At 59.3% G+C, this 24,201-nt stretch carries 22 protein-coding genes; 18 read left to right on the top strand and 4 right to left on the bottom strand.

Annotation, left to right across the window (positions count from 1 at the left end; all coding sequences use genetic code 11):
• Window positions 1-693 precede the first annotated feature (693 nt).
• Window positions 694-2,418, top strand: coding sequence for an ABC transporter ATP-binding protein/permease (locus BMH52_RS06835; RefSeq protein WP_073843250.1), 1,725 nt, complete (start codon window positions 694-696; stop codon window positions 2,416-2,418).
• A gap of 195 nt (window positions 2,419-2,613) precedes the next feature.
• Here the strand turns inward: BMH52_RS06835 and BMH52_RS06840 are convergent, their stop codons facing one another.
• Complete coding sequence (locus BMH52_RS06840) at window positions 2,614-3,051, bottom strand: YhcB family protein (protein ID WP_003171734.1); 438 nt, start codon at window positions 3,049-3,051, stop codon at window positions 2,614-2,616.
• Window positions 3,052-3,197: 146 nt separating this feature from the next.
• Here BMH52_RS06840 and BMH52_RS06845 point away from each other — a divergent pair, with 146 nt between their 5' ends.
• The 3 genes from BMH52_RS06845 (at window position 3,198) to zapE (ending at window position 6,373) form a co-directional block, all read left to right on the top strand.
• Window positions 3,198-3,827: an alpha/beta hydrolase gene (locus BMH52_RS06845; protein ID WP_073843252.1), complete on the top strand. Its 630-nt coding sequence runs from the start codon at window positions 3,198-3,200 to the stop codon at window positions 3,825-3,827.
• Between the two features lie 16 nt (window positions 3,828-3,843).
• A complete protein-coding gene (locus BMH52_RS06850; RefSeq protein ID WP_014716906.1) occupies window positions 3,844-5,199 on the top strand; it encodes a tryptophan--tRNA ligase in 1,356 nt (451 codons plus the stop codon).
• Between the two features lie 79 nt (window positions 5,200-5,278).
• A complete protein-coding gene (gene zapE, locus BMH52_RS06855; protein WP_014716907.1) occupies window positions 5,279-6,373 on the top strand; it encodes a cell division protein ZapE in 1,095 nt (364 codons plus the stop codon).
• Window positions 6,374-6,511: 138 nt separating this feature from the next.
• Here zapE and BMH52_RS06860 read toward each other — a convergent pair whose 3' ends face one another.
• On the bottom strand, window positions 6,512-7,432 hold the full coding sequence (locus BMH52_RS06860; RefSeq protein WP_169918830.1) for a GlxA family transcriptional regulator: 921 nt from the start codon (window positions 7,430-7,432) through the stop codon (window positions 6,512-6,514).
• Between the two features lie 220 nt (window positions 7,433-7,652).
• Between BMH52_RS06860 and BMH52_RS06865 the strand changes: the two genes are divergently transcribed.
• Complete coding sequence (locus tag BMH52_RS06865) at window positions 7,653-8,789, top strand: acyl-CoA dehydrogenase family protein (protein ID WP_073843254.1); 1,137 nt, start codon at window positions 7,653-7,655, stop codon at window positions 8,787-8,789.
• 144 nt (window positions 8,790-8,933) lie between these two features.
• Here BMH52_RS06865 and BMH52_RS06870 read toward each other — a convergent pair whose 3' ends face one another.
• A complete protein-coding gene (locus BMH52_RS06870) occupies window positions 8,934-9,974 on the bottom strand; it encodes an NADP(H)-dependent aldo-keto reductase (protein WP_073843257.1) in 1,041 nt (346 codons plus the stop codon).
• 250 nt (window positions 9,975-10,224) lie between these two features.
• Between BMH52_RS06870 and rplM the strand changes: the two genes are divergently transcribed.
• From rplM to BMH52_RS06910, 8 genes are all read left to right on the top strand, one after another.
• Entirely contained in the window at window positions 10,225-10,653 is a 429-nt protein-coding gene (gene rplM, locus BMH52_RS06875; RefSeq protein ID WP_003188508.1) for a 50S ribosomal protein L13, read from the top strand.
• A 14-nt stretch (window positions 10,654-10,667) separates the two neighbouring features.
• Complete coding sequence (rpsI, locus tag BMH52_RS06880; protein WP_002555064.1) at window positions 10,668-11,060, top strand: 30S ribosomal protein S9; 393 nt, start codon at window positions 10,668-10,670, stop codon at window positions 11,058-11,060.
• Window positions 11,061-11,326: 266 nt separating this feature from the next.
• Window positions 11,327-11,920 (top strand): ubiquinol-cytochrome c reductase iron-sulfur subunit, encoded by a 594-nt coding sequence (petA, locus tag BMH52_RS06885; RefSeq protein WP_003188524.1) that lies wholly within the window; start codon window positions 11,327-11,329, stop codon window positions 11,918-11,920.
• On the top strand, window positions 11,920-13,131 hold the full coding sequence (locus tag BMH52_RS06890) for a cytochrome bc complex cytochrome b subunit (protein ID WP_003188526.1): 1,212 nt from the start codon (window positions 11,920-11,922) through the stop codon (window positions 13,129-13,131). Before petA ends, BMH52_RS06890 begins: the two co-directional genes overlap by 1 nt.
• The gene (locus BMH52_RS06895; protein ID WP_014716911.1) at window positions 13,131-13,910 is read left to right on the top strand and encodes a cytochrome c1; all 780 of its coding nucleotides are present in this window, start codon (window positions 13,131-13,133) and stop codon (window positions 13,908-13,910) included. The genes BMH52_RS06890 and BMH52_RS06895 overlap by 1 nt, the downstream gene beginning before the upstream one ends.
• A 148-nt stretch (window positions 13,911-14,058) precedes the next feature.
• On the top strand, window positions 14,059-14,676 hold the full coding sequence (locus BMH52_RS06900) for a glutathione S-transferase N-terminal domain-containing protein (RefSeq protein WP_003188529.1): 618 nt from the start codon (window positions 14,059-14,061) through the stop codon (window positions 14,674-14,676).
• A gap of 17 nt (window positions 14,677-14,693) precedes the next feature.
• Complete coding sequence (locus BMH52_RS06905) at window positions 14,694-15,113, top strand: ClpXP protease specificity-enhancing factor (RefSeq protein WP_014716912.1); 420 nt, start codon at window positions 14,694-14,696, stop codon at window positions 15,111-15,113.
• A 159-nt stretch (window positions 15,114-15,272) separates the two neighbouring features.
• On the top strand, window positions 15,273-16,022 hold the full coding sequence (locus BMH52_RS06910) for a FadR/GntR family transcriptional regulator (RefSeq protein ID WP_003188534.1): 750 nt from the start codon (window positions 15,273-15,275) through the stop codon (window positions 16,020-16,022).
• 141 nt (window positions 16,023-16,163) lie between these two features.
• Here the strand turns inward: BMH52_RS06910 and BMH52_RS06915 are convergent, their stop codons facing one another.
• Window positions 16,164-17,321, bottom strand: coding sequence for a phospholipase (locus tag BMH52_RS06915; protein ID WP_072434179.1), 1,158 nt, complete (start codon window positions 17,319-17,321; stop codon window positions 16,164-16,166).
• 233 nt (window positions 17,322-17,554) lie between these two features.
• On the opposite strand from BMH52_RS06915, the gene kdgD reads away from it, so the two are divergent.
• From kdgD to BMH52_RS06940, 5 genes are all read left to right on the top strand, one after another.
• The gene (gene kdgD, locus BMH52_RS06920; RefSeq protein ID WP_003188537.1) at window positions 17,555-18,466 is read left to right on the top strand and encodes a 5-dehydro-4-deoxyglucarate dehydratase; all 912 of its coding nucleotides are present in this window, start codon (window positions 17,555-17,557) and stop codon (window positions 18,464-18,466) included.
• A 54-nt stretch (window positions 18,467-18,520) separates the two neighbouring features.
• Window positions 18,521-19,966: an aldehyde dehydrogenase family protein gene (locus BMH52_RS06925; RefSeq protein ID WP_072447070.1), complete on the top strand. Its 1,446-nt coding sequence runs from the start codon at window positions 18,521-18,523 to the stop codon at window positions 19,964-19,966.
• A 183-nt stretch (window positions 19,967-20,149) separates the two neighbouring features.
• Entirely contained in the window at window positions 20,150-21,514 is a 1,365-nt protein-coding gene (locus BMH52_RS06930; RefSeq protein ID WP_014716915.1) for an MFS transporter, read from the top strand.
• 10 nt (window positions 21,515-21,524) lie between these two features.
• Window positions 21,525-23,078 (top strand): galactarate dehydratase, encoded by a 1,554-nt coding sequence (gene garD, locus BMH52_RS06935; RefSeq protein WP_032903376.1) that lies wholly within the window; start codon window positions 21,525-21,527, stop codon window positions 23,076-23,078.
• Between the two features lie 173 nt (window positions 23,079-23,251).
• Entirely contained in the window at window positions 23,252-24,193 is a 942-nt protein-coding gene (locus BMH52_RS06940) for an AEC family transporter (protein ID WP_073843259.1), read from the top strand.
• The last annotated feature ends 8 nt before the right edge of the window (window positions 24,194-24,201 follow it).

Below are 24,201 nucleotides of genomic sequence, written 5' to 3' on the forward strand. Positions count from 1 at the left end.
TTCTTGTTGAACGCTTTTGAGGTCGTCGCTTATCTTTTGTGTGACTGGGTCGACGCTAGTGTTTGGGCCAAGGTCGACGGTCGCGGGGGCTTTCTGCTCCATCCCGACGCTTTTGCCCGGATCAGGGTTAACAGTGATTTGAGTATATCCATTGCCTGAGTCTGGCACGGTCTCCTTCACTAGTTCCTGTTTTTGAGGTGGACTGGAATCGATTGCACGTCTATGGCGCTGAGGTGTCGTTACTTTCTGATGATCGTTGCTATCGGAAGGTAGCGCTGGCTGAGTTGGCTGGCGGTAGGTGGTAACGGGGGAAAGGGTCGTTTGCATTAGAGAAGGCCAGGCGTTTTAGTGGGATGTCAGTTGCCTGCTGTGTGGTCTGTGCCGCTAGTAAGGTTCCTGAATTTTTACTCTATGAGGTAGGACCTTTGTCCCACTTCTGCATTTTTTGGCTGTTTGCAACACTTTTGCCGGCGGCGGGGACGACAACGGTAGCCACGTAAAACCACCTCGCGATAATGCCTCCGTTTTTTTCCCTATGACCAATTGCTGTTGTGTCTTACGCGATTGGCTGCAGTACCGCTGAACTGGCGCTGAACGCTGACTGAACAATCTGCTTCAGGTCGGGCAGAGCGCTGAACCGATCGTCTATGATCTGTTCAAACGCCCGTCACATTTTCTTACAAGGCCACAGCGATGAATAAGAACGCTGAATACCGCGCGGTCAACGATGCGGTGCGTGGGCAATTCTTCCGCCGAACCTGGGCGATGATCACACCCTATTGGCGCAGTGAAGAGAAGGGCAGGGCCTGGCTGCTGCTGGCAGCAGTGATTGGCCTGTCGCTGTTCAGCGTGGCGATCTCCGTGTGGATCAACCACTGGTACAAAGACTTCTACAACGCCCTGGAGAAGAAGGACAACGCGGCCTTCTGGCAGTTGATCGGCTATTTCGGCGGGATCGCGGCGGTGGCGATACTCGGCGCGGTATACCGCCTTTACCTGACCCAGATGCTGACGATCCGCTGGCGCGCCTGGCTCACCGAAAAACACTTCAGCCGTTGGCTGGCCCACAAGAATTACTACCAGCTGGAGCAGGGCGGCTACACCGATAACCCGGACCAGCGGATTTCCGAAGACCTCAACAACTTCACGTCCGGTACCTTGAGCCTGGGCCTTGGGTTGCTGCGTAACGTGGTCAGCCTGGTGTCATTCTCGATCATCCTGTGGGGTGTCTCGGGCAGCATCGAAGTGTTCGGCATCACCATTCCCGGCTACATGTTCTGGTGTGCGTTGCTGTACGCCGCCGTGGGCAGTTGGCTGACGCACCTGATCGGCCGGCGCTTGATTGGCCTGAGCAACCAGCAACAACGCTTTGAAGCGGACCTGCGTTTTTCCATGGTGCGGGTGCGTGAGAATGTCGAAAGTATCGCCCTGTACAACGGCGAGCCGAATGAAAGGCAGCGCCTGAGCACCCGCTTCGGCAAAGTCTGGCAGAACTTCTGGGACATCATGAAAGTGTCCAAGCGCCTGACCTTTTTCACCGCCGGCTACAGCCAGATCGCAATCATCTTCCCCTTTATCGTCGCCGCGCCGCGCTATTTCACCGGCAAGATCGAGCTGGGCGAGCTGATGCAAATCAACTCGGCGTTCGGCAACGTGCAAGAGAACTTCAGCTGGTTTATCAACGCCTATTCGGAGCTGGCGACATGGCGCGCCACCAGCGACCGTCTGCTGAGTTTCCAGCAAGCCATGAGCGACAACGAGCAGCGTACGCCGGCGATCGACGTGCGCCCTGAAGGCGAGTGCCTGGTGATCAAGGACCTGGGCATGGACCTGGCCGACGGCCGTCACCTGCTCACCGATGCTGACATGACCGTGGAGCCTGGCGAGCGCGTCATGCTCAGCGGGCGTTCCGGCAGCGGCAAGAGCACTTTGCTGCGGGCGATGGGGCATCTGTGGCCCGCCGGTCATGGCAGCATTCGCTTACCGGCGACGCGCTATCTGTTCCTGCCACAGAAGCCTTACTTGCCGATTGGTACGCTCAAGGCCGTGTTGAGTTATCCACAGGACGACAGCGTCTATCCGGCAGAACGTTATGCACAGGTCCTGGAGACTTGCCGCCTGCCGCACCTGGTCAATCGCCTGGATGAAGCCAACCACTGGCAACGCATGCTCTCGCCGGGTGAGCAACAGCGCCTGGCCTTTGCCCGTGCGCTGTTGTTTGCACCGCGATGGCTGTACATGGATGAGGCAACCTCGGCCATGGATGAAGAAGACGAAGCAACCTTGTACCAGGCGTTGATCGATCAGTTGCCGGGGTTGAGCATCGTCAGCGTCGGCCACCGCAGCAGCCTAAAGCGTTTCCATGGGCGGCATGTGCGCATCGACGGTGGGCGGTTGCAGGAACAGCCTGTGTCTTAAGGCTCAAACGCGGTCAAAAATGTGGGAGCGGGCTTGCTCGCGAATGCGGTGTATCAATCAAAACCTCAGTGACTGACACTGCGCATTCGCGAGCAAGCCCGCTCCCACATTGGATCTGCGTTGGCATGGAAATGAGGCAACAAAAAGCCCGGCTGATCATCGATCAGCCGGGCTTTTTTATTGCCCGAAGATGACTTACTTCTTCAAGCCGTAATGCTCATCCAACATGCCTGGAGCGTTCGGCGTCTTTGGCGCGTAGTCCCGTGGTGGCTCCTGGTTTTCCCGAGGCGGGGTCAGGCGTTCCCGTGGGGTTTGCGGTGCATCGGAATGCAGCGCGGCCAGCAGGCGCTGGCGGGTGATGTCGTCGAGGGCCAGGCGGTTAGCGCCATCGGCGAGGTGATCCTGTACTTCCTGGTAGCTCTGGGTGAGCTTCTTGACCAGGGTCGCGGTGCTGTTGAAGTGGGTAACAACCTCGTTCTGATAACTGTCAAAACGTTCCTGAATGTCATCCAGCTGACGCTGCGTGCGGTTAGGCGCGGCATTCGGCAGCAGGCGGGCAACCAGGAAACCAATGGCGACACCGGCAACCAGGGCAAGAGTCGGCAACAACCAAACTAAGAGCGAGTGTTCCACGAGTCCTTCCTCTATAAACGGCTTTGCTTTACGTTAACGGCTCAAACCTGCGCTGTATACCGCGATTAAGCTCGCAATGATGCCATGCACAGACTTTTAGCTAGACGAGTCGACCCCTTGAGAGGTCACGGAGTTCATCCTTGCTCATGCGTGAAACCCCCGTTTTGATCGATGGCCCGGTGGGCCAATTGGAAGCCCTGTACCTGGATCACCCCGAACCACGTGGCCTGGCGCTGGTTTGCCACCCTAACCCGGTGCAGGGTGGCACCATGCTCAATAAAGTCGTCTCGACCCTGCAACGCACTGCCCGCGATGCGGGTTTGATTACTTTGCGTTTCAATTACCGGGGCGTGGGTGCCAGTGCCGGTACTCACGATATGGCCACCGGTGAGGTCGACGACGCTGAAGCGGCCGCCACCTGGCTGCGGGAAAAGCACCCGGACCTGCCAATCACCTTGCTGGGTTTTTCCTTCGGCGGTTACGTGGCTGCCAGTCTCGGCGGGCGTTTGGAAGCCAAGGGCGAAAAGCTCGCACACCTGTTCATGATCGCCGCTGCGGTGATGCGCCTGCGCGATACCGACGCGTTACCGCTGGGCTGCCCGTTGACCCTGATCCAACCGGAAAGCGACGAAGTGGTTGACCCGCAGTTGGTGTACGACTGGTCCGCCGCCCTCAAACGCCCCCATGAGTTGCTGAAAGTGGCAGAATGCGGACACTTTTTTCACGGCAAGCTGACCGATCTCAAGGATCTGGTGCTGCCACGCCTTTCGAATTGATGACAAGCGATCACCCATGACGACCCGTACCCGTATCCTCACCGGCATCACCACCACCGGCACGCCGCACCTGGGCAACTACGCCGGTGCGATTCGCCCGGCGATCCTCGCCAGCGAAGACGCGAATGCCGATTCCTTCTACTTCCTGGCCGACTACCACGCCCTGATCAAATGCGATGACCCGCAGCGCATCCAGCGCTCGCGTATGGAAATCGCCGCGACCTGGCTGGCCGGTGGCCTGGATGTGAACCGGGTGACCTTCTACCGCCAGTCGGACATCCCGGAAATTCCCGAGCTGACCTGGCTGCTGACCTGCGTTGCCGCCAAGGGCCTGCTCAACCGCGCCCATGCCTACAAGGCCTCGGTGGACAAGAACGTGGAGAACGGCGAAGACCCGGATGCGGGCATCAGCATGGGCCTGTACAGCTACCCGGTGCTGATGGCCGCGGACATCCTGATGTTCAACGCGCACAAGGTGCCGGTGGGCCGCGATCAGATCCAGCACGTGGAAATGGCCCGCGACATCGGCCAGCGTTTCAACCACCTGTTCGGCAACGGTAAAGAATTCTTCACCATGCCCGAGGCGCTGATCGAAGAAAGCGTGGCCACCTTGCCGGGCCTGGATGGCCGCAAGATGTCCAAGAGCTACGACAACACCATCCCGTTGTTCACCAGCGCCAAGGACATGAAGGACGCGATCTCGCGGATCGTCACCGACTCCCGCGCGCCAGGCGAACCCAAGGATCCGGACAATTCGCACCTGTTCACCCTTTACCAGGCGTTCGCGACCAAGGCCCAGGAAGCCGAATTCCGTGGTCAGTTGCTAGAAGGCCTGGGCTGGGGCGAGGCAAAGAACCGTCTGTTCCAACTGCTCGACGGCCAGCTCGGCGAAGCGCGCGAGCGTTACCACCAACTGATGTCGCGCCCATCGGACATGGAAGACCTGCTGCAGGTCGGCGCGAAAAAAGCCCGTGCCGTGGCGGCACCGTTCCTGGCCGAGCTGCGTGAAGCGGTGGGCCTGCGTTCGTTCGTCAACCAGGCGGCGGCGCCGGTCGCCACCAAGAAAAAAGCAGCGAAGGCTGCGCGGTTTGTGAGCTTCCGTGAAACTGACGGCAGCTTCCGCTTCCGCCTGCTGGCCGCTGATGGCGAGCAACTGCTGCTGTCGCGCAACTTTGCCGATGGCAAAGCAGCCGGCGCGGTGACCAAGCAACTGCAAAGTGGTGATGCGCTGGACGTACGCGCCGAGGCCCTGGGCTTCAGCGTATGGCTGGACGGCGCCGCAGTCGCTGACAGTGCCGAGTATGCCGATCAAGCATCGCGTGACGCGGCCATCGAAGCCTTGCGCGTTGCGTTGACCCCAATCGAGGATTAACCCGACCAAGGGTTGATTGCCATTATCCAGGGCCGTCGTTACAGTGTCGGCCCGTTTTTGTTGCCTTGCTAACGAAATTATGACGCCCCTAGAACGATATCAAGCTGATCTGAAACGCCCCGAGTTCTTCCACGACGCGGCCCAGGAAAATGCCGTGCGTCATTTGCAGCGCCTGTACGAGGACCTCGTGGCCGCGTCGCAAAGCAAGCCAGGGATGTTCAGCAAGCTGTTTGGCAAGAAAGACCACACGCCGGTCAAGGGCCTGTATTTCTGGGGCGGCGTGGGTCGGGGCAAGACTTACCTGGTAGACACCTTCTTTGAAGCGCTGCCGTTCAAGGAAAAAGTGCGTACGCACTTCCACCGCTTCATGAAGCGCGTGCACGAAGAGATGAAGACCCTGCCGGGCGAGAAAAACCCGCTGACCATCATCGCCAAGCGTTTCGCCCAAGAGGCCCGGGTGATCTGCTTCGATGAATTCTTCGTCTCCGACATCACCGACGCCATGATCCTTGGCACCCTGATGGAAGAACTGTTCAAGAACGGTGTGACCTTGGTGGCCACGTCGAACATCGTGCCCGATGGCCTGTACAAGGACGGCCTGCAACGTGCACGCTTCCTGCCGGCCATTGCGCTGATCAAGCAGAACACCGATATCGTCAACGTCGACAGCGGCGTCGACTACCGCTTGCGTCATCTGGAGCAAGCCGAGCTGTTCCACTTCCCGCTCAACGAAGCGGCGCACGAAAGCCTGAAGAAAAGCTTCCGTGCGCTGACGCCGGAATGCACGCAAGCGGTGGAAAACGACAAGCTGATGATCGAGAACCGCGAAATCATCGCGCTGCGCACCTGCGATGACGTGGCCTGGTTCGAGTTCCGCCAACTGTGCGATGGGCCACGCAGCCAGAACGATTACATCGAGCTGGGCAAGATCTTTCACGCCGTGATCTTGAGTGGTGTGGAACAGATGGGCGTGACCACCGACGATATCGCCCGACGGTTCATCAACATGGTCGATGAGTTCTACGACCGTAACGTCAAGCTGATCATCTCGGCGGAAGTCGAACTCAAGGATCTCTATACCGGTGGTCGCTTGAACTTCGAATTCCAGCGCACCTTGAGTCGCCTGCTGGAAATGCAGTCCCACGAGTTCCTGTCGCGCGGCCACAAGCCTTAAGCAATCTCCAGCTCAATGGAGAGCTAATGTGGGAGCCGGGCTTGCCCGCGATGGGGGTGTATCAGCCAACTATAGGCTGGCTGATACACCGTCATCGCAGGCAAGCCAGCTCCCACAATGGTTTGTGTTGGTCTGAGCTCAGGCGGCTTGCTGGAATTGCTGCCTGTACTGGTTCGGCGACAACTCCGTGTGCTGCCTGAACAACCGCGCAAAGAAACTCGCATCGTCGTAACCCACCTCGTAGCTGATGGTCTTGATGCTCTTGCGGCTGCCCGAGAGCAAGCCCTTGGCCGTTTCGATGCGTAGGCGCTGCAGGTAATGCAGCGGCTTGTCACCGGTGGCGGTCTGGAATCGGCGCATGAAGTTGCGGATGCTCATGCCGTGTTCCCGGGCGACGTCTTCAAAGCGGAATTTGTCGGCAAAGTGCTCTTCAAGCCAGTGCTGGATCTGCAGGATGATCACGTCCTGATGCAGCTTCTGCCCGCCAAACCCGATCCGCCCCGGTGAATAGTTGCGCTGCACCTCATAGAGAATGTCGCGGGCCACCGCCTGGGCGATGTTGGCGCCGCAGAAGCGTTCGATCAGGTAGATATAAAGGTCGCAGGCCGACGTGGTGCCGCCGGCGCAGTACAGGTTATCGGCATCCGTGAGGTGCTTGTCCTGGTTGAGTTGCACCTTGGGGAAGCGCTCGCTGAAGGCATTGAAGAAGCGCCAGTAGGTGGTCGCCTCCTTGCCATCGAGCAGCCCGGCTTCGGCCAGCCAGAACACCCCGGTGGCCTCGCCGCAGAGTACGGCGCCGCGGGCGTGCTGTTCGCGCAGCCACGGCAGCACTTGCGGGTAGCGGGAGCACAGGGCATCGAAGTCGTCCCAGAAGGCCGGCAGCACAATGATGTCGGCGTCTTCGAGGCCGCCGTCCACTGGCATGATCACATCGCTGAAGCTGCGCACGGACTGGCCGTCGGGGCTGACCAGGCGCGTTTCGAACCCTGGGGTCAGGCCCAGCCCTTGCTGTTTGCCATGGCGCAGGCTGGCGAGATGGAAGAAATCCTTGGCTTGCATGAGGGTTGAAGCGAATACCCGATCAATGGCCAAAATGCTGACGCGCCGCAACGGCGTGGAGATTTGGTTAGACATAATTTCATTTATTCTTATAGGGGAAAGTGGTCACCAGACGGCTGGATCGTCTTATTTTTTGTCGCATGTGTCCAGTGTCCCGTGACGCCTTCGGGGCATAGGCTCTGTGGGCTCGTCCTTGTCCGACAATCCACGCAGGTGACCCATGATCCCCAGAACCTTGTTCAGCTCGGAGCACGAACTCTTCCGTGAGAGCGTACGCACTTTCCTCGAAAAGCATGCCGTGCCCTTCCATGGGCAATGGGAAAAGCAGGGCTATATCGACCGTAACTTGTGGAACCAGGCGGGGGAGGCGGGCATGTTGTGTTCCCACCTGCCAGAGGAGTATGGCGGGCTGGGCGCGGACTTTCTCTATAGCGCGGTGGTGATCGAAGAAGTCAGCCGCCTGGGTTTGACCGGCATCGGTTTTTCCCTGCATTCGGATATCGTCGCGCCCTACATCCTGCATTACGGCAGTGAAGCGCTGAAGCACAAGTACCTGCCCCAGTTGATCTCCGGAGAGAGGGTCACAGCCATTGCCATGACCGAGCCGGGCGCCGGTTCCGACCTGCAAGGGATCAAGACCAGCGCAGTGCTGGACGGTGACGAGTATGTGATCAACGGCTCCAAGACCTTTATCACCAACGGTTACCTGGCCGATCTGGTGATTGTCGTCGCCAAGACCGACCCCAAGGCTGGCGCCAAGGGTACCAGTCTGTTCCTGGTGGAAGCCGACACGCCGGGCTTCGACAAAGGTAAGCGCCTGGAGAAAGTTGGCATGAAGGCCCAGGACACCTCGGAGCTGTTCTTCCAGGATGTGCGCGTGCCCAAGGAAAATCTGCTGGGCCAGGCGGGCATGGGCTTTGCCTACCTGATGCAAGAGTTGCCGCAAGAACGCCTGACCGTGGCGATTGGCGCGCTGTCCTCAGCCGAAGCGGCGTTGCAGTGGACCCTGGACTACACCCGTGAGCGCAAGGCGTTCGGCAAGGCGATCGCCGACTTCCAGAACACCCGGTTCAAGCTGGCGGAGATGGCCACCGAGATTCAGATTGGCCGTGTGTTTGTCGACCAGTGCATGGCCTTGCATCTGGAAGGCAAGCTGGACGTGCCCACGGCGGCGATGGCCAAGTACTGGGCCACCGACCTGCAGTGCAAGGTGCTCGATGAGTGCGTGCAGTTGCATGGCGGCTACGGCTTCATGTGGGAATACCCGATTGCCCGGGCCTGGGCGGATGCGCGGGTGCAGCGCATTTATGCGGGGACCAATGAGATCATGAAGGAGATCATTGCGCGGGCACTTTGATTGTTAGGTGCTCTTGATTGATCGTTCCCACGCTCCGCGTGGGAACGCCTCATGTGACGCTCCGCGTCACGACTCTGAAAGCGGACGCAGAGCGTCCAAGGCGGCATTCCCACGCAGAGCGTGGGAACGATCAGTGCGGATCAATCAAGGTGCTGGGTTTGGATGATCCTTCTGAATCGCCTCAATCCCTTCCAACACTTCTTTCGATAATTTCATGTCGGCACTGGCGATGTTGCTGTCCAGTTGTTCCAGCGATGTGGCCCCAATAATATTGCTGGTCACAAACGGTTGCTGCGTCACAAACGCCAGCGCCATCTGCGCCGGGTCTAGGCCATGTTCCCGCGCAAGAGCCACATACCGGCTGCACGCCGCTTCCGATTGCGGGTTGAAGTAGCGGCTGAAGCGGCTGTACTCGGTCAGGCGCGCCTTGGCCGGGCGAGCGCCATTTTCGTACTTGCCACTGAGCATGCCGAACGCCAAAGGCGAATAGGCCAACAAGCCGCACTGTTCACGAATGGCAACCTCCGCCAGGCCCACTTCAAAACTGCGGTTGAGCAGGTTGTAGGGGTTCTGGATCGACACGGCGCGCGGCCAGCCGCGGGCTTCGGCCAGGGCGAGGAACTTCATGGCGCCCCACGGCGTTTCGTTGGACAGGCCAATGTGGCGGATCTTGCCGGCCTTTACCTGTTCATCCAGGGCTTCGAGCGTTTCCTCCAGTGGGGTGAGGTCGTCTTCGTCCTTGTGCTTGTAGCTCAACTGGCCGAAGAAGTTGGTGCTGCGCTCCGGCCAATGCAGTTGGTAGAGGTCGATCCAGTCGGTCTGCAGGCGCTTGAGGCTGGCGTCCAGGGCTGCGGCGATGTGCTTGCGGTTGTGGCGCAGGTGGCCATCGCGGATATAGTCGATGGTGTTGCCGGGGCCGGCGATCTTGCTGGCGAGAATCCAGTCGGCGCGGTCGCCACGGCTTTTGAAGTAGTTGCCGATGTAGCGCTCGGTGGTGGCGTAGGTGTCGGCCTTGGGCGGCACCGGGTACATTTCTGCGGTGTCGAGGAAGTTGATCCCCGCGGCCTTGGCCCTTTCGATCTGCGCGTAGGCCTCTGCCTCGCTGTTCTGCTCGCCCCAGGTCATGGTGCCCAACGCGATCGCGCTGACATTCAGATCGGTGCGGCCCAGCTGTCGGTAATCCATCGGGTACTCCTTCGGGGTAAAACAATCATAAAAGCAGGTTGAATTTTTTTTCGCAATCTGCATAATTGCCCACCTCTTTCTGCAGTGGAAGTGATGCGCCGCCTGCCGAAGAATCTTGCCGTTGAACGGACGCGCCGACCCGAGCCCCCGATAGCGTCTGTATCCGGCTGCCTTTGACCTTGTCAAAGTACGCACTATTCAGTAAGATCCGCCGTCTAAATTTACAGGCGGCCCCTGAGGCTATTAAAGAATGACAACTTTTACTGCAAAACCGGAAACAGTTCAGCGCGACTGGTTTGTCGTCGACGCCGCTGGTCAGACCCTGGGTCGTCTGGCCACTGAAGTCGCCAGCCGTCTGCGTGGCAAGCACAAGCCTGAATACACCCCGCACGTTGATACCGGCGACTACATCGTCATCATCAACGCTGAGCAGGTTCGTGTAACCGGCAACAAAGCAAGCGACAAAATGTACTACCGTCACTCCGGTTTCCCAGGCGGTATCAAGTCTTCCAACTTCGAAGGCCTGATTGCCAAGAAGCCTGAAGCCCCGATCGAAATCGCGGTCAAAGGCATGCTGCCTAAGGGCCCACTGGGTCGCGATATGTTTCGCAAGCTGAAAGTCTATGCGGGCGCTGTACACCCTCATGCTGCTCAGCAGCCCCAAGAACTGAAGTTTTAACGGAATAGTTCATTATGTCGGCGACTCAAAATTACGGCACTGGCCGTCGCAAAACCGCAACCGCACGCGTTTTCCTGCGTCCGGGCACTGGTAACATCTCGATCAACAACCGCTCCCTGGACAACTTCTTCGGTCGCGAAACTGCCCGCATGGTAGTTCGTCAGCCGCTGGAATTGACCGAGACCGTTGAAAAGTTCGACATCTACGTCACCGTTATCGGTGGCGGTGTAAGTGGTCAAGCTGGCGCAATCCGCCACGGTATCACTCGCGCTCTGATGCAGTACGACGAAACCCTGCGTGGCGCTCTGCGCAAAGCTGGCTTCGTGACTCGCGATGCTCGTGAAGTTGAACGTAAGAAAGTCGGTCTGCGTAAAGCGCGTAAGCGTCCGCAGTACTCGAAGCGTTAATTCGCTTTACGTTCCACAAAAACGCCCAGCCTCCTCACGGAGCTGGGCGTTTTTTATTGCCTGCGATTTATGCACATTTTTCGCCGTGACAACTTGCCACATCCGTAGACCCCCTATACTACAAGGCCTGGAGGCGGAGCCCCGGGCAATTCCCTTGTCATACGTGGGGCTTTTCATTACCATCCGTCAAAATTTTTATAAGTAAAGATTCAACACTTAGTAGACGCCTGATTTAACAGGCCAAAAAGCTGATGGGAGAGGACTGAATGAGCAATGACGGCGTGAATGCAGGCCGGCGTCGCTTCTTGGTAGCAGCCACATCCGTGGTGGGTGCTGCAGGAGCGGTGGGGGCTGCGGTCCCGTTCGTGGGGTCATGGTTTCCCAGTGCCAAGGCGAAAGCCGCAGGTGCACCGGTGAAGGTGAATGTCAGCAAGATCGAGCCAGGCCAGCAGATGATTGCTGAGTGGCGCGGCCAGCCGGTTTTCATTGTTCGTCGTACCGAGGAAATCCTGGGGAATCTGAAGAAGATCGAAGGCCAGCTGTCTGACCCGACGTCCGAAAAGTCCGACCAGCCCGCCTACGCCAAGAACGAAGCGCGTTCGATCAAGCCAGAAATTCTGCTGCTGGTTGGTCTGTGTACCCACTTGGGTTGTTCACCTACCTTCCGCCCGGAAGTGGCGCCTGTCGACTTGGGCAAAGACTGGGTCGGCGGTTATTTCTGCCCGTGCCACGGTTCCCACTATGACCTCGCCGGCCGCGTCTACAAATCCCAGCCTGCGCCCCTGAACCTGCCGGTTCCTCCTCACAATTACGAATCTGACGACATCATTGTCATTGGCCTCGACAAGGAGAACGCGTGATGAGCAAGTTCATGGATTGGGTGGATGCGCGTTTCCCCGCCACTAAAATGTGGGAAGACCATCTCAGCAAATATTACGCGCCGAAAAACTTCAACTTCTTCTACTTCTTCGGCTCCCTGGCGCTGTTGGTGCTGGTCAACCAGATCGTCACTGGCGTGTGGTTGACGATGAGCTACACGCCGTCGGCGGAAGAGGCGTTTGCCTCTGTCGAATACATCATGCGTGATGTCGAGTACGGCTCGATCCTGCGCCTGTTGCACTCCACCGGTGCGTCGGCGTTCTTTATCGTCGTCTACCTGCACATGTTCCGCGGCCTGCTCTACGGCTCGTACCAGAAGCCCCGTGAGCTGGTGTGGGTCTTCGGCATGTTGATCTATCTGGCACTGATGGCCGAAGCCTTTATGGGCTACCTGCTACCTTGGGGCCAGATGTCGTACTGGGGCGCCCAGGTGATCATCTCGCTGTTCGGCGCAATCCCGGTGATCGGCAACGACCTGACCCAGTGGATTCGTGGTGACTACCTGATCTCCGGCATCACCTTGAACCGCTTCTTCGCCTTGCACGTGGTGGCCTTGCCGATCGTGATCCTGGGCCTGGTGGTCTTGCATATCCTGGCGCTGCACGAAGTGGGTTCCAACAACCCGGATGGCGTGGACATCAAGAAGCACAAGGACGAGAACGGCATCCCGCTGGATGGCATTCCGTTCCACCCGTACTACACCGTGAAAGACATTGTCGGCGTGGTCGTGTTCCTGTTTGTGTTCTGCTCGATCGTGTTCTTTTTCCCGGAGATGGGCGGTTATTTCCTGGAGAAGCCTAACTTCGAACAGGCCAACGCCTTCAAGACACCTGAGCACATTGCCCCGGTCTGGTACTTCACGCCGTTCTACGCGATCTTGCGCGCGATCCCCGACAAACTCATGGGCGTGATCGCCATGGGCGCGGCCATCGCGGTGCTGTTCGTGCTGCCGTGGCTCGACCGTAGCCCGGTCAAGTCAATGCGCTACAAAGGCTGGCTGAGCAAGATCTGGCTGTGGGTGTTCTGCATTTCGTTCGTGATCCTGGGTGTGTTGGGTGTATTGGCGCCCACCCCTGAGCGGACGTTGCTGTCGCAGGTCTGCACCTTCCTGTACTTCGCCTACTTTATTCTGATGCCGTTCTATACCCGGCTCGAGAAGACCAAACCGGTTCCGGAAAGGGTGACTGGCTGATGAAAAAATTACTCGTTGCATTCGTGCTTGCGGCACTGCCGCTACTGTCCTTCGCTGCCGAACATGGTGCGCAGCTGGAAAAAGTCGATATCGATGTGTCTGACAAAGCCGCCATGCAGGATGGGCTGCGTACATTCACCAACTACTGCATGGGGTGCCACAGCGCCAAGTTCCAACGGTACGAGCGCGTTGCCGATGACCTGGGCATTCCCCATGAAGTGATGCTCAGCCACGCGGTGTTCACGGGTGCCAAGATCGGCGACCACATGAACATCGGCATGCAACCGGCCGACGCCAAGACCTGGTTCGGCGCCGCACCGCCCGACCTTACCCTGGTGGCCCGTGTACGCGGTACCGACTGGCTCTACGGTTACCTCAAGTCCTTCTACGAAGACCCTGCACGCCCCTATGGCGTGAACAACAAAGTCTTCCCGAACGTCGGCATGCCGAACGTTCTGGTCGGCCTGCAGGGGCGCCAAGTGGTAGGATGCAAGCAGGTTCAGGTCGTTGAAGACGGCAAGAAGCAATATGATCCGTTGACCGGCACGCCGCTGACCCATGAAGCGTGCGATCAACTGACCATCGTGCCCAAGACCGGTACGCTGAACGAAGAGCAGTTCGACGAGAAGGTCAAGAACCTGGTGACCTTCCTGGCCTACTCGGCCAACCCGGTCAAACTGCAGCATCAGCGCATCGGTACCTACGTCTTGCTGTACCTGGCTTTCTTCTTCGTATTCGCTTATTTGCTCAAGCGTGAATACTGGAAGGATGTGCATTGATCCAACCGTAAGCAATTGCTGTTAATCTTGCGCGCCCAGCGGCATCTCTGAACACGTAGCGCCGGTTTGAACCGGTCGTTACAGGGATGCTTTCTGGGCGCGCTCGTTTTTGAGCTTTCGATAATTTCAACAAGCGAGGAGGACCGCCATGGGCGTGACCAACCGGTTGGCCTGTTACTCCGACCCCGCCGACCACTATTCCCACCGAGTACGCATCGTGCTCGCAGAGAAGGGTGTCAGCGCCGAGATCATCAGTGTGGAGGCGGGCCGTCAGCCGCCGAAGCTGATCGAAGTGAACCCTTACGGCAGCTTGCCCACCCTGGTCGATCGTGACCTGGCGTTGTGGGAGTCGACCGTGGTGATGGAATACTTGGATGAGCGTTACCCTCATCCGCCTTTGCTGCCGGTGTACCCGGTGGCGCGTGCCAACAGCCGCCTGCTGATCCATCGGATCCAGCGTGACTGGTGCGGGTTGGTGGATGTGATCCTGGATTCGCGTTCCAAAGAAGCCGCTCGGGTGCAGGCGCGCAAGGAATTGCGCGAGAGCCTCACCGGCGTTTCGCCGTTGTTCGCCGATAAACCTTTTTTCCTCAGTGAGGAACAAAGCTTGGTGGATTGCTGCCTATTACCCATACTCTGGCGCTTGCCGATTCTGGGCATTGAACTGCCACGGCCGGCCAAGCCGTTGCTTGATTACATGGAGCGCCAGTTTGCGCGTGAGGCTTTCCAGGCGAGTCTGTCTGGCGCCGAACGCGATATGCGCTAAGGCTTAAGGAGCCGTTGATGAACTCCAGTCGACCTTACCTGGTCCGCGCGCTCTATGAGTGGATTGTGGACAACGATTGCACCCCGCACATGCTGGTCAATTCCGAATTTCCTGCGGTTCAGGTACCCCAGGGTTTTGCCAGTGACGGGCAAATTGTGCTGAACGTATCGCCCAGTGCCGTGCGCCACCTGCACATGGACAACGAAGCGGTGAGCTTCGAAGGGCGTTTCGGTGGTGTGCCCCATACGCTGTTCGTGCCCATCGGTGCCATCCTCGGGATCTACGCCCGGGAAAATGGCCAGGGCATGGTGTTCGATCTGGAGTCGCCTTTAGAGGATGACGAAACGATCGAAGGCGAAGACGGTGATGATGTACCGCCACCGGATACCGAGCCGCCGCGCCCTAGCGGTCGGCCAAGCTTGAAAGTGGTGAAGTAGGCGGATTTCGCTTACAGATCCATCTGAAAAATGCCCCGACGTCGGTCGGGGCATTTTTTTTGCGTGAAGGATATGGATGAAAGTCGCGCCAGAACGGTGATCGTACAACCACCATGGGCTATGATGCGGTCTTTAGTTCGTCGAGAAAGATGGTTCATCATGGAAAACGCCAGCGCCGCCCCACGTCTTCCCCGCAAGCGCCGCAGCCTTGCCCAGGAATTGGTCACGGTGTTGTCCGAGCAGATCCGCGATGGCCAGCTCAAACGCGGCGACAAGCTGCCCACCGAGTCGGCGATCATGGACGCCCATGGCGTCAGCCGGACCGTGGTGCGTGAAGCCATCTCGCGCCTGCAGGCGGCGGGGCAGGTCGAGACTCGCCATGGTATCGGCACCTTCGTGCTGGACACGCCAAGCCCCAGCGGTTTTCGCATAGACCCGGCCACGGTGGTGACCTTGCGTGATGTGCTGGCGATTCTGGAGTTGCGTATCAGCCTGGAAGTGGAGTCTGCGGGCCTCGCGGCGCTGCGTCGCAGCGATGAGCAACTGGCGGCCATGCGTGCGGCCCTCGATGCCTTGAATGAAAGTGCGGCCCACGCCGGCGATGCGGTGGCGTCGGACTTTGCCTTCCACCTGGAAATTGCGCTGTCTACCGGCAACCGCTACTTCACCGACATCATGACCCACCTGGGCACCAGCATCATTCCGCGTACCCGCCTGAATTCGGCGCGCCTGGCCCATGATGACCAACAGCACTACATGAGCCGCTTGAGCCGCGAACACGAAGAGATCTACGAGGCGATTGCCCGCCAGGATTCGGATGCGGCACGGGCGGCGATGCGCTTGCATTTGACCAACAGTCGCGAGCGACTGCGCCATGCCCATGAAGAGGCAGAGGCGCAGCGGGGCTGATCGTTCCCACGCTCTGCGTGGTAACGCCTCTATGGACGCTCCGCGTCCCGATGCGCGTGAATTTCTCAAGCGCTCGCAGGGTGACGCGGAGCGTCATAGGCTGTATTCCCACGCAGAGCGTGGGAACGATCATGCCAGCCGTTAGTTGGCGGGTTGGTTTGGCTTGTAGTCCTTAAGCAATAAGTACGTACTCCATCCCCACCAATCATTGGTCCAGTGCTTGTCGTTCAAATCGTTGACGTCCTTGCGCCGCAGCACCTTGTCCCCCTCTATCTTGAACAGCGGCGAGAAGTTATTCGCCGGGTTCTGCGCGGCGTTCAGGTCGGGCACATACAGCGGTGCCTTGAACTCAGCCGGGGAGGGCGCGATGCCGCTGATGAAGGTTTCGAAGATTTCATCTGCCGAGGCCTGTACCGCCCGTTTGACCTGCACGCGATTGTCGGCGTCAATGCTGTCGAAGTAGCGCTTGTCGCCGTAGGCATGCCACTGAGCGCCCATGGCATTGCGCACCTTGAGCCCGAATTTACTGTCTTCATCGTGCATGAAGCGGCTGATCAGCGAGCCGAGTTCTCCTGGCGTCACCACTGCCGCCAGTTGTTTGCGCGGTACCCGCAGGTGGCCGGCGGAAAACAGATCGGTCAAAAAGTGATCGGCAAAGCTGTTCATGGCGTAAGCCAATTCCAGGGCCTGGTCGGTGCCGGTCTGATGGGCCACCACTGCCTGTTGCAGTGCTGCCGTATGGCCGGCCATGTAGGCCGACAAGGCCCACTCACCGAAGTGGTCGGCGTTGTCCGCTGCCAGTTTCAAGTAGCGGCCCAGTGGCACGAGGGCCGAAACAGCGCTGCCGCCGCCGGTGATGCGGTTCCACTCCTCGGACAACGTATCACCCAGGGCGTCGTAGGCTTCGTGCGGCTGTTTGCCGTCCTTGATCGCCTGGTTGACGGCGTTGATCTCCTTTTGCATCACCGCCAGGATCTTCTGCGCTTCTTCCCGTGAAGCGGGCAACACGGCAAGAGAATTGAAGGCCGCGGTAAAGCGTTGCACGCGCTCGGACGGCGAGTTGCCATCGCTGATCGGTTGGCCGGGGATGCCATAGAAGTCGCCGCCCAGGGCGATTACTTGACCATAGGTCAGCGCGAGCCCGTTGGGCAGGTGCAGTTCGACTTGGCGCGCAGGGATGGCCGGGGCGTCCTTGTTGAAGCGAAGCAGGGTGTCATCGCCGATGGCGGTGTGTTCACCGCCTTCGAAACGCAGGGTAGGCGGGTTTTTTTCGGGTGCTGCGAGTTCAAGACCTGACATGTTAGCTCCTTGCTATGTCGTAGGAATCTTCCGTGATAACTGTATGCATATACAGTTATATGGATCATAGGTGAGAAATTTCCTACGTCAAGAGCCGCGTCTTAAGCCTTCGCAGGAGTACGCCGGATGAATTGCAGTTGACGAATTTATTTATAGTTGTACGATGACGTACGACATCATCAAAACCAACAACAACCTTTCGTTAGAAAGTCTTCGCCCAGGGTGTTCGAATAATGAATCCACAAGAACTGAAGTCCATCCTCTCCCACGGTCTGCTGTCTTTCCCGGTGACCGATTTCAACGCCCAGGGTGATTTCCACCAGGCGGGTTACATCAAGCGCCTGGAATGGCTGGCCCCTTATGGCGCCAGCGCCTTGTTCGCCGCAGGCGGCACAGGTGAGTTTTTCTCCCTGGCGGCCAGCGAATATTCCCAGGTGGTGAAAACCGCCGTGGATACCTGCGCGTCCAGCGTGCCGATCCTGGCCGGTGTGGGCGGTGCTACCCGCCAAGCCATCGAGTACGCCCAAGAGGCCGAACGCCTCGGCGCCAAAGGGTTGCTGCTGCTGCCGCACTACCTCACCGAAGCCAGCCAGGACGGGGTTGCCGCCCACGTTGAAGCGGTGTGCAAGTCGGTCAAGATCGGCGTGGTGGTGTACAACCGCAATGTCTGCCGCCTGACCGCACCGCTGTTGGAGCGCCTGGCCGAGCGCTGCCCGAACCTGATCGGCTACAAGGATGGCCTGGGCGATATCGAATTGATGGTGTCGATCCGCCGTCGCCTGGGCGACCGTTTCAGCTACCTCGGTGGCTTGCCGACCGCAGAGGTTTACGCCGCAGCCTACAAGGCCCTGGGCGTGCCGGTGTACTCCTCGGCGGTGTTCAACTTCATCCCCAAGACGGCGATGGATTTCTATCACGCCATTGCCCGCGAAGATCACGCCACCGTCGGCAAGATCATCGACGATTTCTTCCTGCCGTACCTGGATATCCGTAATCGCAAGGCCGGTTACGCGGTGAGCATCGTCAAGGCCGGTGCGAAAATCGTCGGTTATGACGCCGGCCCCGTGCGCACGCCACTGACCGACCTGCTGCCGGAAGAGTACGAAGCCCTCGCCGCGCTGATCGACAAGCAAGGCGCGCAATAAATTATCCACAAGGCCGCTGAGCAATCAGCGGCCTTTTGCGTCAGGAGAAGATTCGTGTCCCAAGCAAAGCGTTTTGAGAACTACATCAATGGTGAATGGGTAACCGGCGCCGACTACTGCACCAACATCAACCCCTCGGATGTGTCCGACGCCATTGGCGAATATGCCAAAGCCGACGTGGCCCAAGTCAACGCGGCCATCGACGCTGCCCGCGCCGCGTTCCCGGCGTGGTCCACCTCCGGTATCCAGGCGCGTCACGATGCGCTGGATAAAGTCGGCAGCGAGATTCTCGCCCGTCGTGAAGAACTCGGCACCCTGCTGGCCCGGGAAGAGGGCAAGACCCTCCCCGAAGCCATTGGTGAAGTGACCCGCGCCGGCAATATTTTCAAATTCTTCGCCGGTGAGTGCCTGCGCCTGTCGGGCGATTACGTGCCTTCGGTGCGCCCGGGCGTCAACGTTGAAGTGACCCGCGAAGCCCTCGGTGTGGTGGGCCTGATCACCCCGTGGAATTTCCCGATCGCCATCCCCGCGTGGAAAATCGCTCCGGCCCTGGCCTACGGCAACTGCGTGGTGATCAAGCCTGCCGAACTGGTGCCGGGCTGTGCCTGGGCCTTGGCCGAAATCATCTCCCGCGCCGGCTTCCCTGCCGGTGTGTTCAACCTGGTGATGGGCAGTGGCCGTGTGGTCGGCGACGTGCTGGTCAACAGCCCGAAAGTCGATGGCATCAGTTTCACCGGGTCTGTGGGTGTTGGGCGTCAGATCGCCGTCAGCTGTGTATCGCGCCAGGCCAAGGTGCAGTTGGAAATGGGTGGCAAGAACCCGCAGATCATTCTCGACGATGCCGACCTCAAGCAGGCTGTCGAGCTGTCGGTACAGAGTGCGTTCTACTCCACCGGCCAGCGTTGCACCGCCTCGAGCCGCTTGATTGTCACCGCGGGGATCCACGACCAGTTTGTCGCCGCCATGGCCGAGCGCATGAAGTCGATCAAGGTCGGCCACGCTTTGCATAGTGGTACCGACATTGGCCCGGTGGTGTCCCAGGCCCAGTTGGATCAGGACATGAAATACATCGACATCGGCCAGAGCGAAGGCGCCCGGCTGGTGAGCGGTGGCGGCCTGGTCACCTGCGACACCGAAGGCTATTACCTGGCGCCCACACTGTTTGCCGACAGTGAAGCGGCGATGCGCATCAGCCGTGAAGAGATCTTCGGCCCGGTGGCCAACGTGGTGCGCGTGGCGGACTACGAGGCGGCGCTGGCAATGGCCAATGACACCGAGTTCGGCTTGTCGGCCGGCATCGCCACCACCTCGCTCAAATATGCCAACCACTTCAAGCGCCACTCCCAGGCTGGAATGGTGATGGTCAACCTGCCGACGGCGGGGGTGGACTACCACGTTCCATTTGGTGGCCGTAAGGGCTCATCCTACGGTTCGCGTGAGCAAGGTCGCTATGCGCAAGAGTTCTACACCGTGGTGAAAACCAGCTACATCGGTTCGTAACACGCAGCACCCCGTGGCACCGGCTCCAGGTGGGAGCTGGCTTGCCTGCGATAGCCTCACCTCGGTCTCGCTGACACACCGAGGTGCCTGCATCGCGGGCAAGCCCGGCTCCCACATAGTGCGGTTTCCACGGCAAAAAAAATGATTACCCGCAAAAAAAATAATTAGTGGGAGTACTTCTACATGCAAGCGACCAAGCCGACCCATGTCCGCTATTTGATCCTGCTCATGCTGTTCCTGGTGACCACGATCAACTACGCCGACCGGGCCACCATCGCTATCGCCGGCTCCAGCCTGCAAAAAGACCTCGGCATCGACGCGGTCACCCTCGGTTATATCTTCTCTGCATTCGGTTGGGCCTACGTGGCCGGGCAAATTCCCGGTGGCTGGCTGCTCGACCGTTTCGGCTCGAAAAAAGTCTATGCCCTGAGCATCTTCACCTGGTCGCTGTTCACCGTGCTGCAAGGCTATGTCGGTGAGTTTGGCGTCTCCACTGCGGTGGTCGCGCTGTTCATGCTGCGCTTTATGGTGGGCTTGGCCGAGGCGCCGTCGTTTCCGGGAAATGCCCGTATTGTTGCGGCGTGGTTTCCTACGGCGGAACGCGGCACTGCGTCGGCGATCTTCAACTCGGCCCAGTATTTCGCCACGGTGTTGTTCGCGCCGTTGATGGGCTGGATCGTCTATCGCTTTGGCTGGCAGCACGTGTTTATCGTGATGGGCGTGATCGGCATTGTTTTCTCGCTGATCTGGCTGAAAGTTATCCACAGCCCGCGCCAGCATCCGATGATCAACGAGGCCGAGTTCAATCACATCGCCGCCAATGGCGCGATGGTCGATATGGATCAGGACAAGGGCAAGGGTAAGAAAACCGACGGGCCCAAGTGGGATTACATCCGCCAGCTTCTGACCAACCGCATGATGCTTGGCGTCTACCTGGGCCAGTATTGCATCAACGGTATCACCTACTTCTTCCTGACCTGGTTTCCGGTGTACCTGGTGCAGGAGCGTGGCATGACCATCCTCAAAGCCGGCTTCATTGCCTCGTTACCGGCGATCTGCGGCTTTATCGGCGGGGTGCTCGGCGGGGTGATTTCCGACTACCTGCTGCGCAAAGGCCATTCGCTGACCTTCGCACGCAAGGCGCCGATCATCGGTGGCCTGCTGATTTCCAGCAGCATCGTGGCGTGCAATTACGTGGACATCGAATGGATGGTGGTGGGCTTCATGGCCTTGGCCTTCTTCGGCAAAGGCGTTGGCGCATTGGGTTGGGCGGTGGTGTCCGACACCTCGCCGAAACAAATCGCCGGGCTCAGTGGCGGCTTGTTCAACACCTTCGGTAACCTGGCGTCGATCACCACACCGATTGTGATTGGCTACATCATCAGCACCACCGGCTCGTTCAAATGGGCGCTGGTGTTCGTCGGCGCCAACGCGCTGGTGGCGGTATTCAGCTACCTGGTGATTGTCGGCCCGATCAAGCGCGTGGTGCTCAAGGAGCCGCCCACCAAAGGCCCGGAGTTGACCAACCTTTCCCAAGCGCATTCCTGAGGTTCGTGTGATGCAGTTGATTGAACATGCTGACTCGCCGCGCTCGATCCGTTTGCACGAGCGCGACAATGTGGTGATCGTGGTGAACGATCAAGGGGTACCCGCCGGTACCGAGTTTCCCGACGGCCTGGTCACCGTGGATTTCATCCCGCAGAGCCACAAGGTGACGCTGGAAGACATCCCCGAGGGCGGCCAGATTATTCGCTACGGCCAGACCATCGGTTATGCCCTGGCGCCGATTCCTCGCGGCAGTTGGGTGCAGGAGGACCAGTTGCGCATGCCCACCGCACCGCCGCTGGACAGCTTGCCGCTGTCCACCGAGGTGCCTGAAACCCAGGCGCCCCTGGAGGGGTTTACCTTCGAGGGCTATCGCAATGCAGACGGCACCGTGGGCACGCGCAATATCCTCGGCATTACCACCACCGTGCAATGCGTTACCGGCGTGCTGGACCATGCGGTCAAGCGCATCAAGGACGAGTTGCTGCCCCAGTACCCGCATGTCGATGATGTGGTGGCGCTGACCCACAGCTACGGCTGCGGCGTGGCGATTACGGCGACGGATGCCTATATCCCCATCCGCACCGTGCGCAACCTGGCGCGCAACCCCAACCTGGGCGGCGAGGCCTTGGTGATCAGCCTGGGCTGCGAAAAGCTTCAGGCAGGGCAGGTGATGCACGATAACGACAGCTCCGTGGACCTCAGCGAGCCATGGCTGTATCGCTTGCAGGATTCCAGCCACGGCTTTACTGAAATGATCGAGCAGATCATGGCCCTGGCCGACGTGCGCTTGAAAAAACTCAACCAGCGTCGCCGCGAAACCGTGCCGGCCTCCGAGTTGATCCTGGGCATGCAGTGCGGCGGCAGCGATGCGTTTTCCGGCATCACCGCCAACCCGGCGCTGGGGTATGCCTCGGATCTGTTACTGCGTGCCGGCGCGACGGTGATGTTTTCCGAAGTGACTGAAGTGCGCGATGCGATTTACCTGCTGACGTCACGCGCGAAGAACCCGGACGTTGCCCGCGAGCTGGTCCGGGAAATGGACTGGTATGACCGTTACCTGGCCAAGGGCGAGGCAGACCGCAGCGCCAATACCACGCCGGGTAACAAGAAGGGCGGGCTGTCGAATATTGTCGAGAAGTCGTTGGGCTCCATCGTCAAATCCGGCAGCAGTGCCATCAACGGCGTGCTTGGCCCTGGCGAGCGCTTCAAGGAAAAGGGCCTGATCTTTTGCGCCACACCGGCCAGTGATTTTGTCTGCGGCACCTTGCAACTGGCGGCGGGGATGAACCTGCACGTGTTCACCACCGGGCGCGGCACGCCGTACGGGCTGGCGATGGCGCCGGTGGTGAAGGTCTCCACCCGCACCGAACTGGCCCAGCGTTGGCCGGACCTGATCGATATCGACGCCGGGCGCATTGCCACGGGGCGGGCGAGTATCGAGGAGTTGGGCTGGGAGCTGTTCCACTTCTATCTGGATGTGGCCAGCGGCAAGAAGCAGACCTGGGCAGAGCGGCATAAGCTGCATAACGACATCACGCTGTTCAACCCGGCGCCGATTACCTGAGACCGTGTCGCTGCCTTCGCGAGCAAGCCCGCTCCCACTTTTGACCGAGTTCTACCTTTGGAATGCGACTAAATGTGGGAGCGGGCTTGCTCGCGAAAGCGCCCTACCAGACGCCACAGGCTCTATGGCTTATCATTAGCCAACTAACGACGCCCACCAAGGTTCTCTCCGGCATGCTGGCAATCTTCCTCACCACCCTCACCATCACCGCGCCGGTGTTTGCCATGCTGTTCCTGGGCGTGTTTCTAAAGCGCATCAACTGGATCAATGACAACTTTATCCACACCGCATCGTCCCTGGTGTTCAACGTGGCCATGCCGGCGCTGCTGTTCCTTGGCATTCTGCATGCCGACCTGCACTCGGCGCTCAAGCCGGGCCTGCTCATCTACTTCTGCGTCGCCACCCTGGTGAGCTTTGCCGTGGCCTGGGGTTGGGCGATCTTTCGCTGCAAGCGCGAAGACCGAGGCATCTACGCCCAAGGCGCGTTTCGTGGCAATAACGGGGTCATCGGCCTGGCACTGGCGGCCAGTATGTACGGCGACTACGGCATATCCCTGGGCGCGATCCTCGCCGCGCTGGTGATCCTCTTTTACAACACGCTGTCGACCATTGTGCTGGCGGTCTATAGCCCGGTGATCAAGTCCGACCCGTGGAGCATCTTCAAAAGCGTATTGGCCAACCCGCTGATTATCAGCGTGATCGTCGCTACGCCGTTCGCGTACTTCCAGATCGGCGTGCCCGGTTGGCTTGAGAAATCCTTGCAGTACCTGTCCGATACCACGCTGCCGCTGGCGTTGATTTGCATCGGTGGCACCTTGTCCATGGCCGCGCTGCGCAAGAGCGGCAACATGGCGTTGAGCGCGAGCCTGATGAAGATGATCTGGCTACCAGTGATCGCCACGTTGGGCGCTTGGTTGCTGGGGTTCCGGGGGCCGGAGTTGGGGATTCTGTTTCTGTATTTCGGCGCGCCCACGGCCGCCGCGAGCTTTGTAATGGCCAGGGCGGCGGAGGGTAATCATGAGTTGGCGGCCGCGATTATCGTGATCACCACGTTGATGGCGGCGGTGACCACGAATATCGGGATTTTTGTGTTGCAGGCGGGTGGTTGGATCTGAAATAGGCG

Source organism: Pseudomonas sp. BTN1 (genome assembly GCF_001907715.1).
GTDB classification, from domain to species: Bacteria; Pseudomonadota; Gammaproteobacteria; order Pseudomonadales; family Pseudomonadaceae; genus Aquipseudomonas; species Aquipseudomonas paracarnis.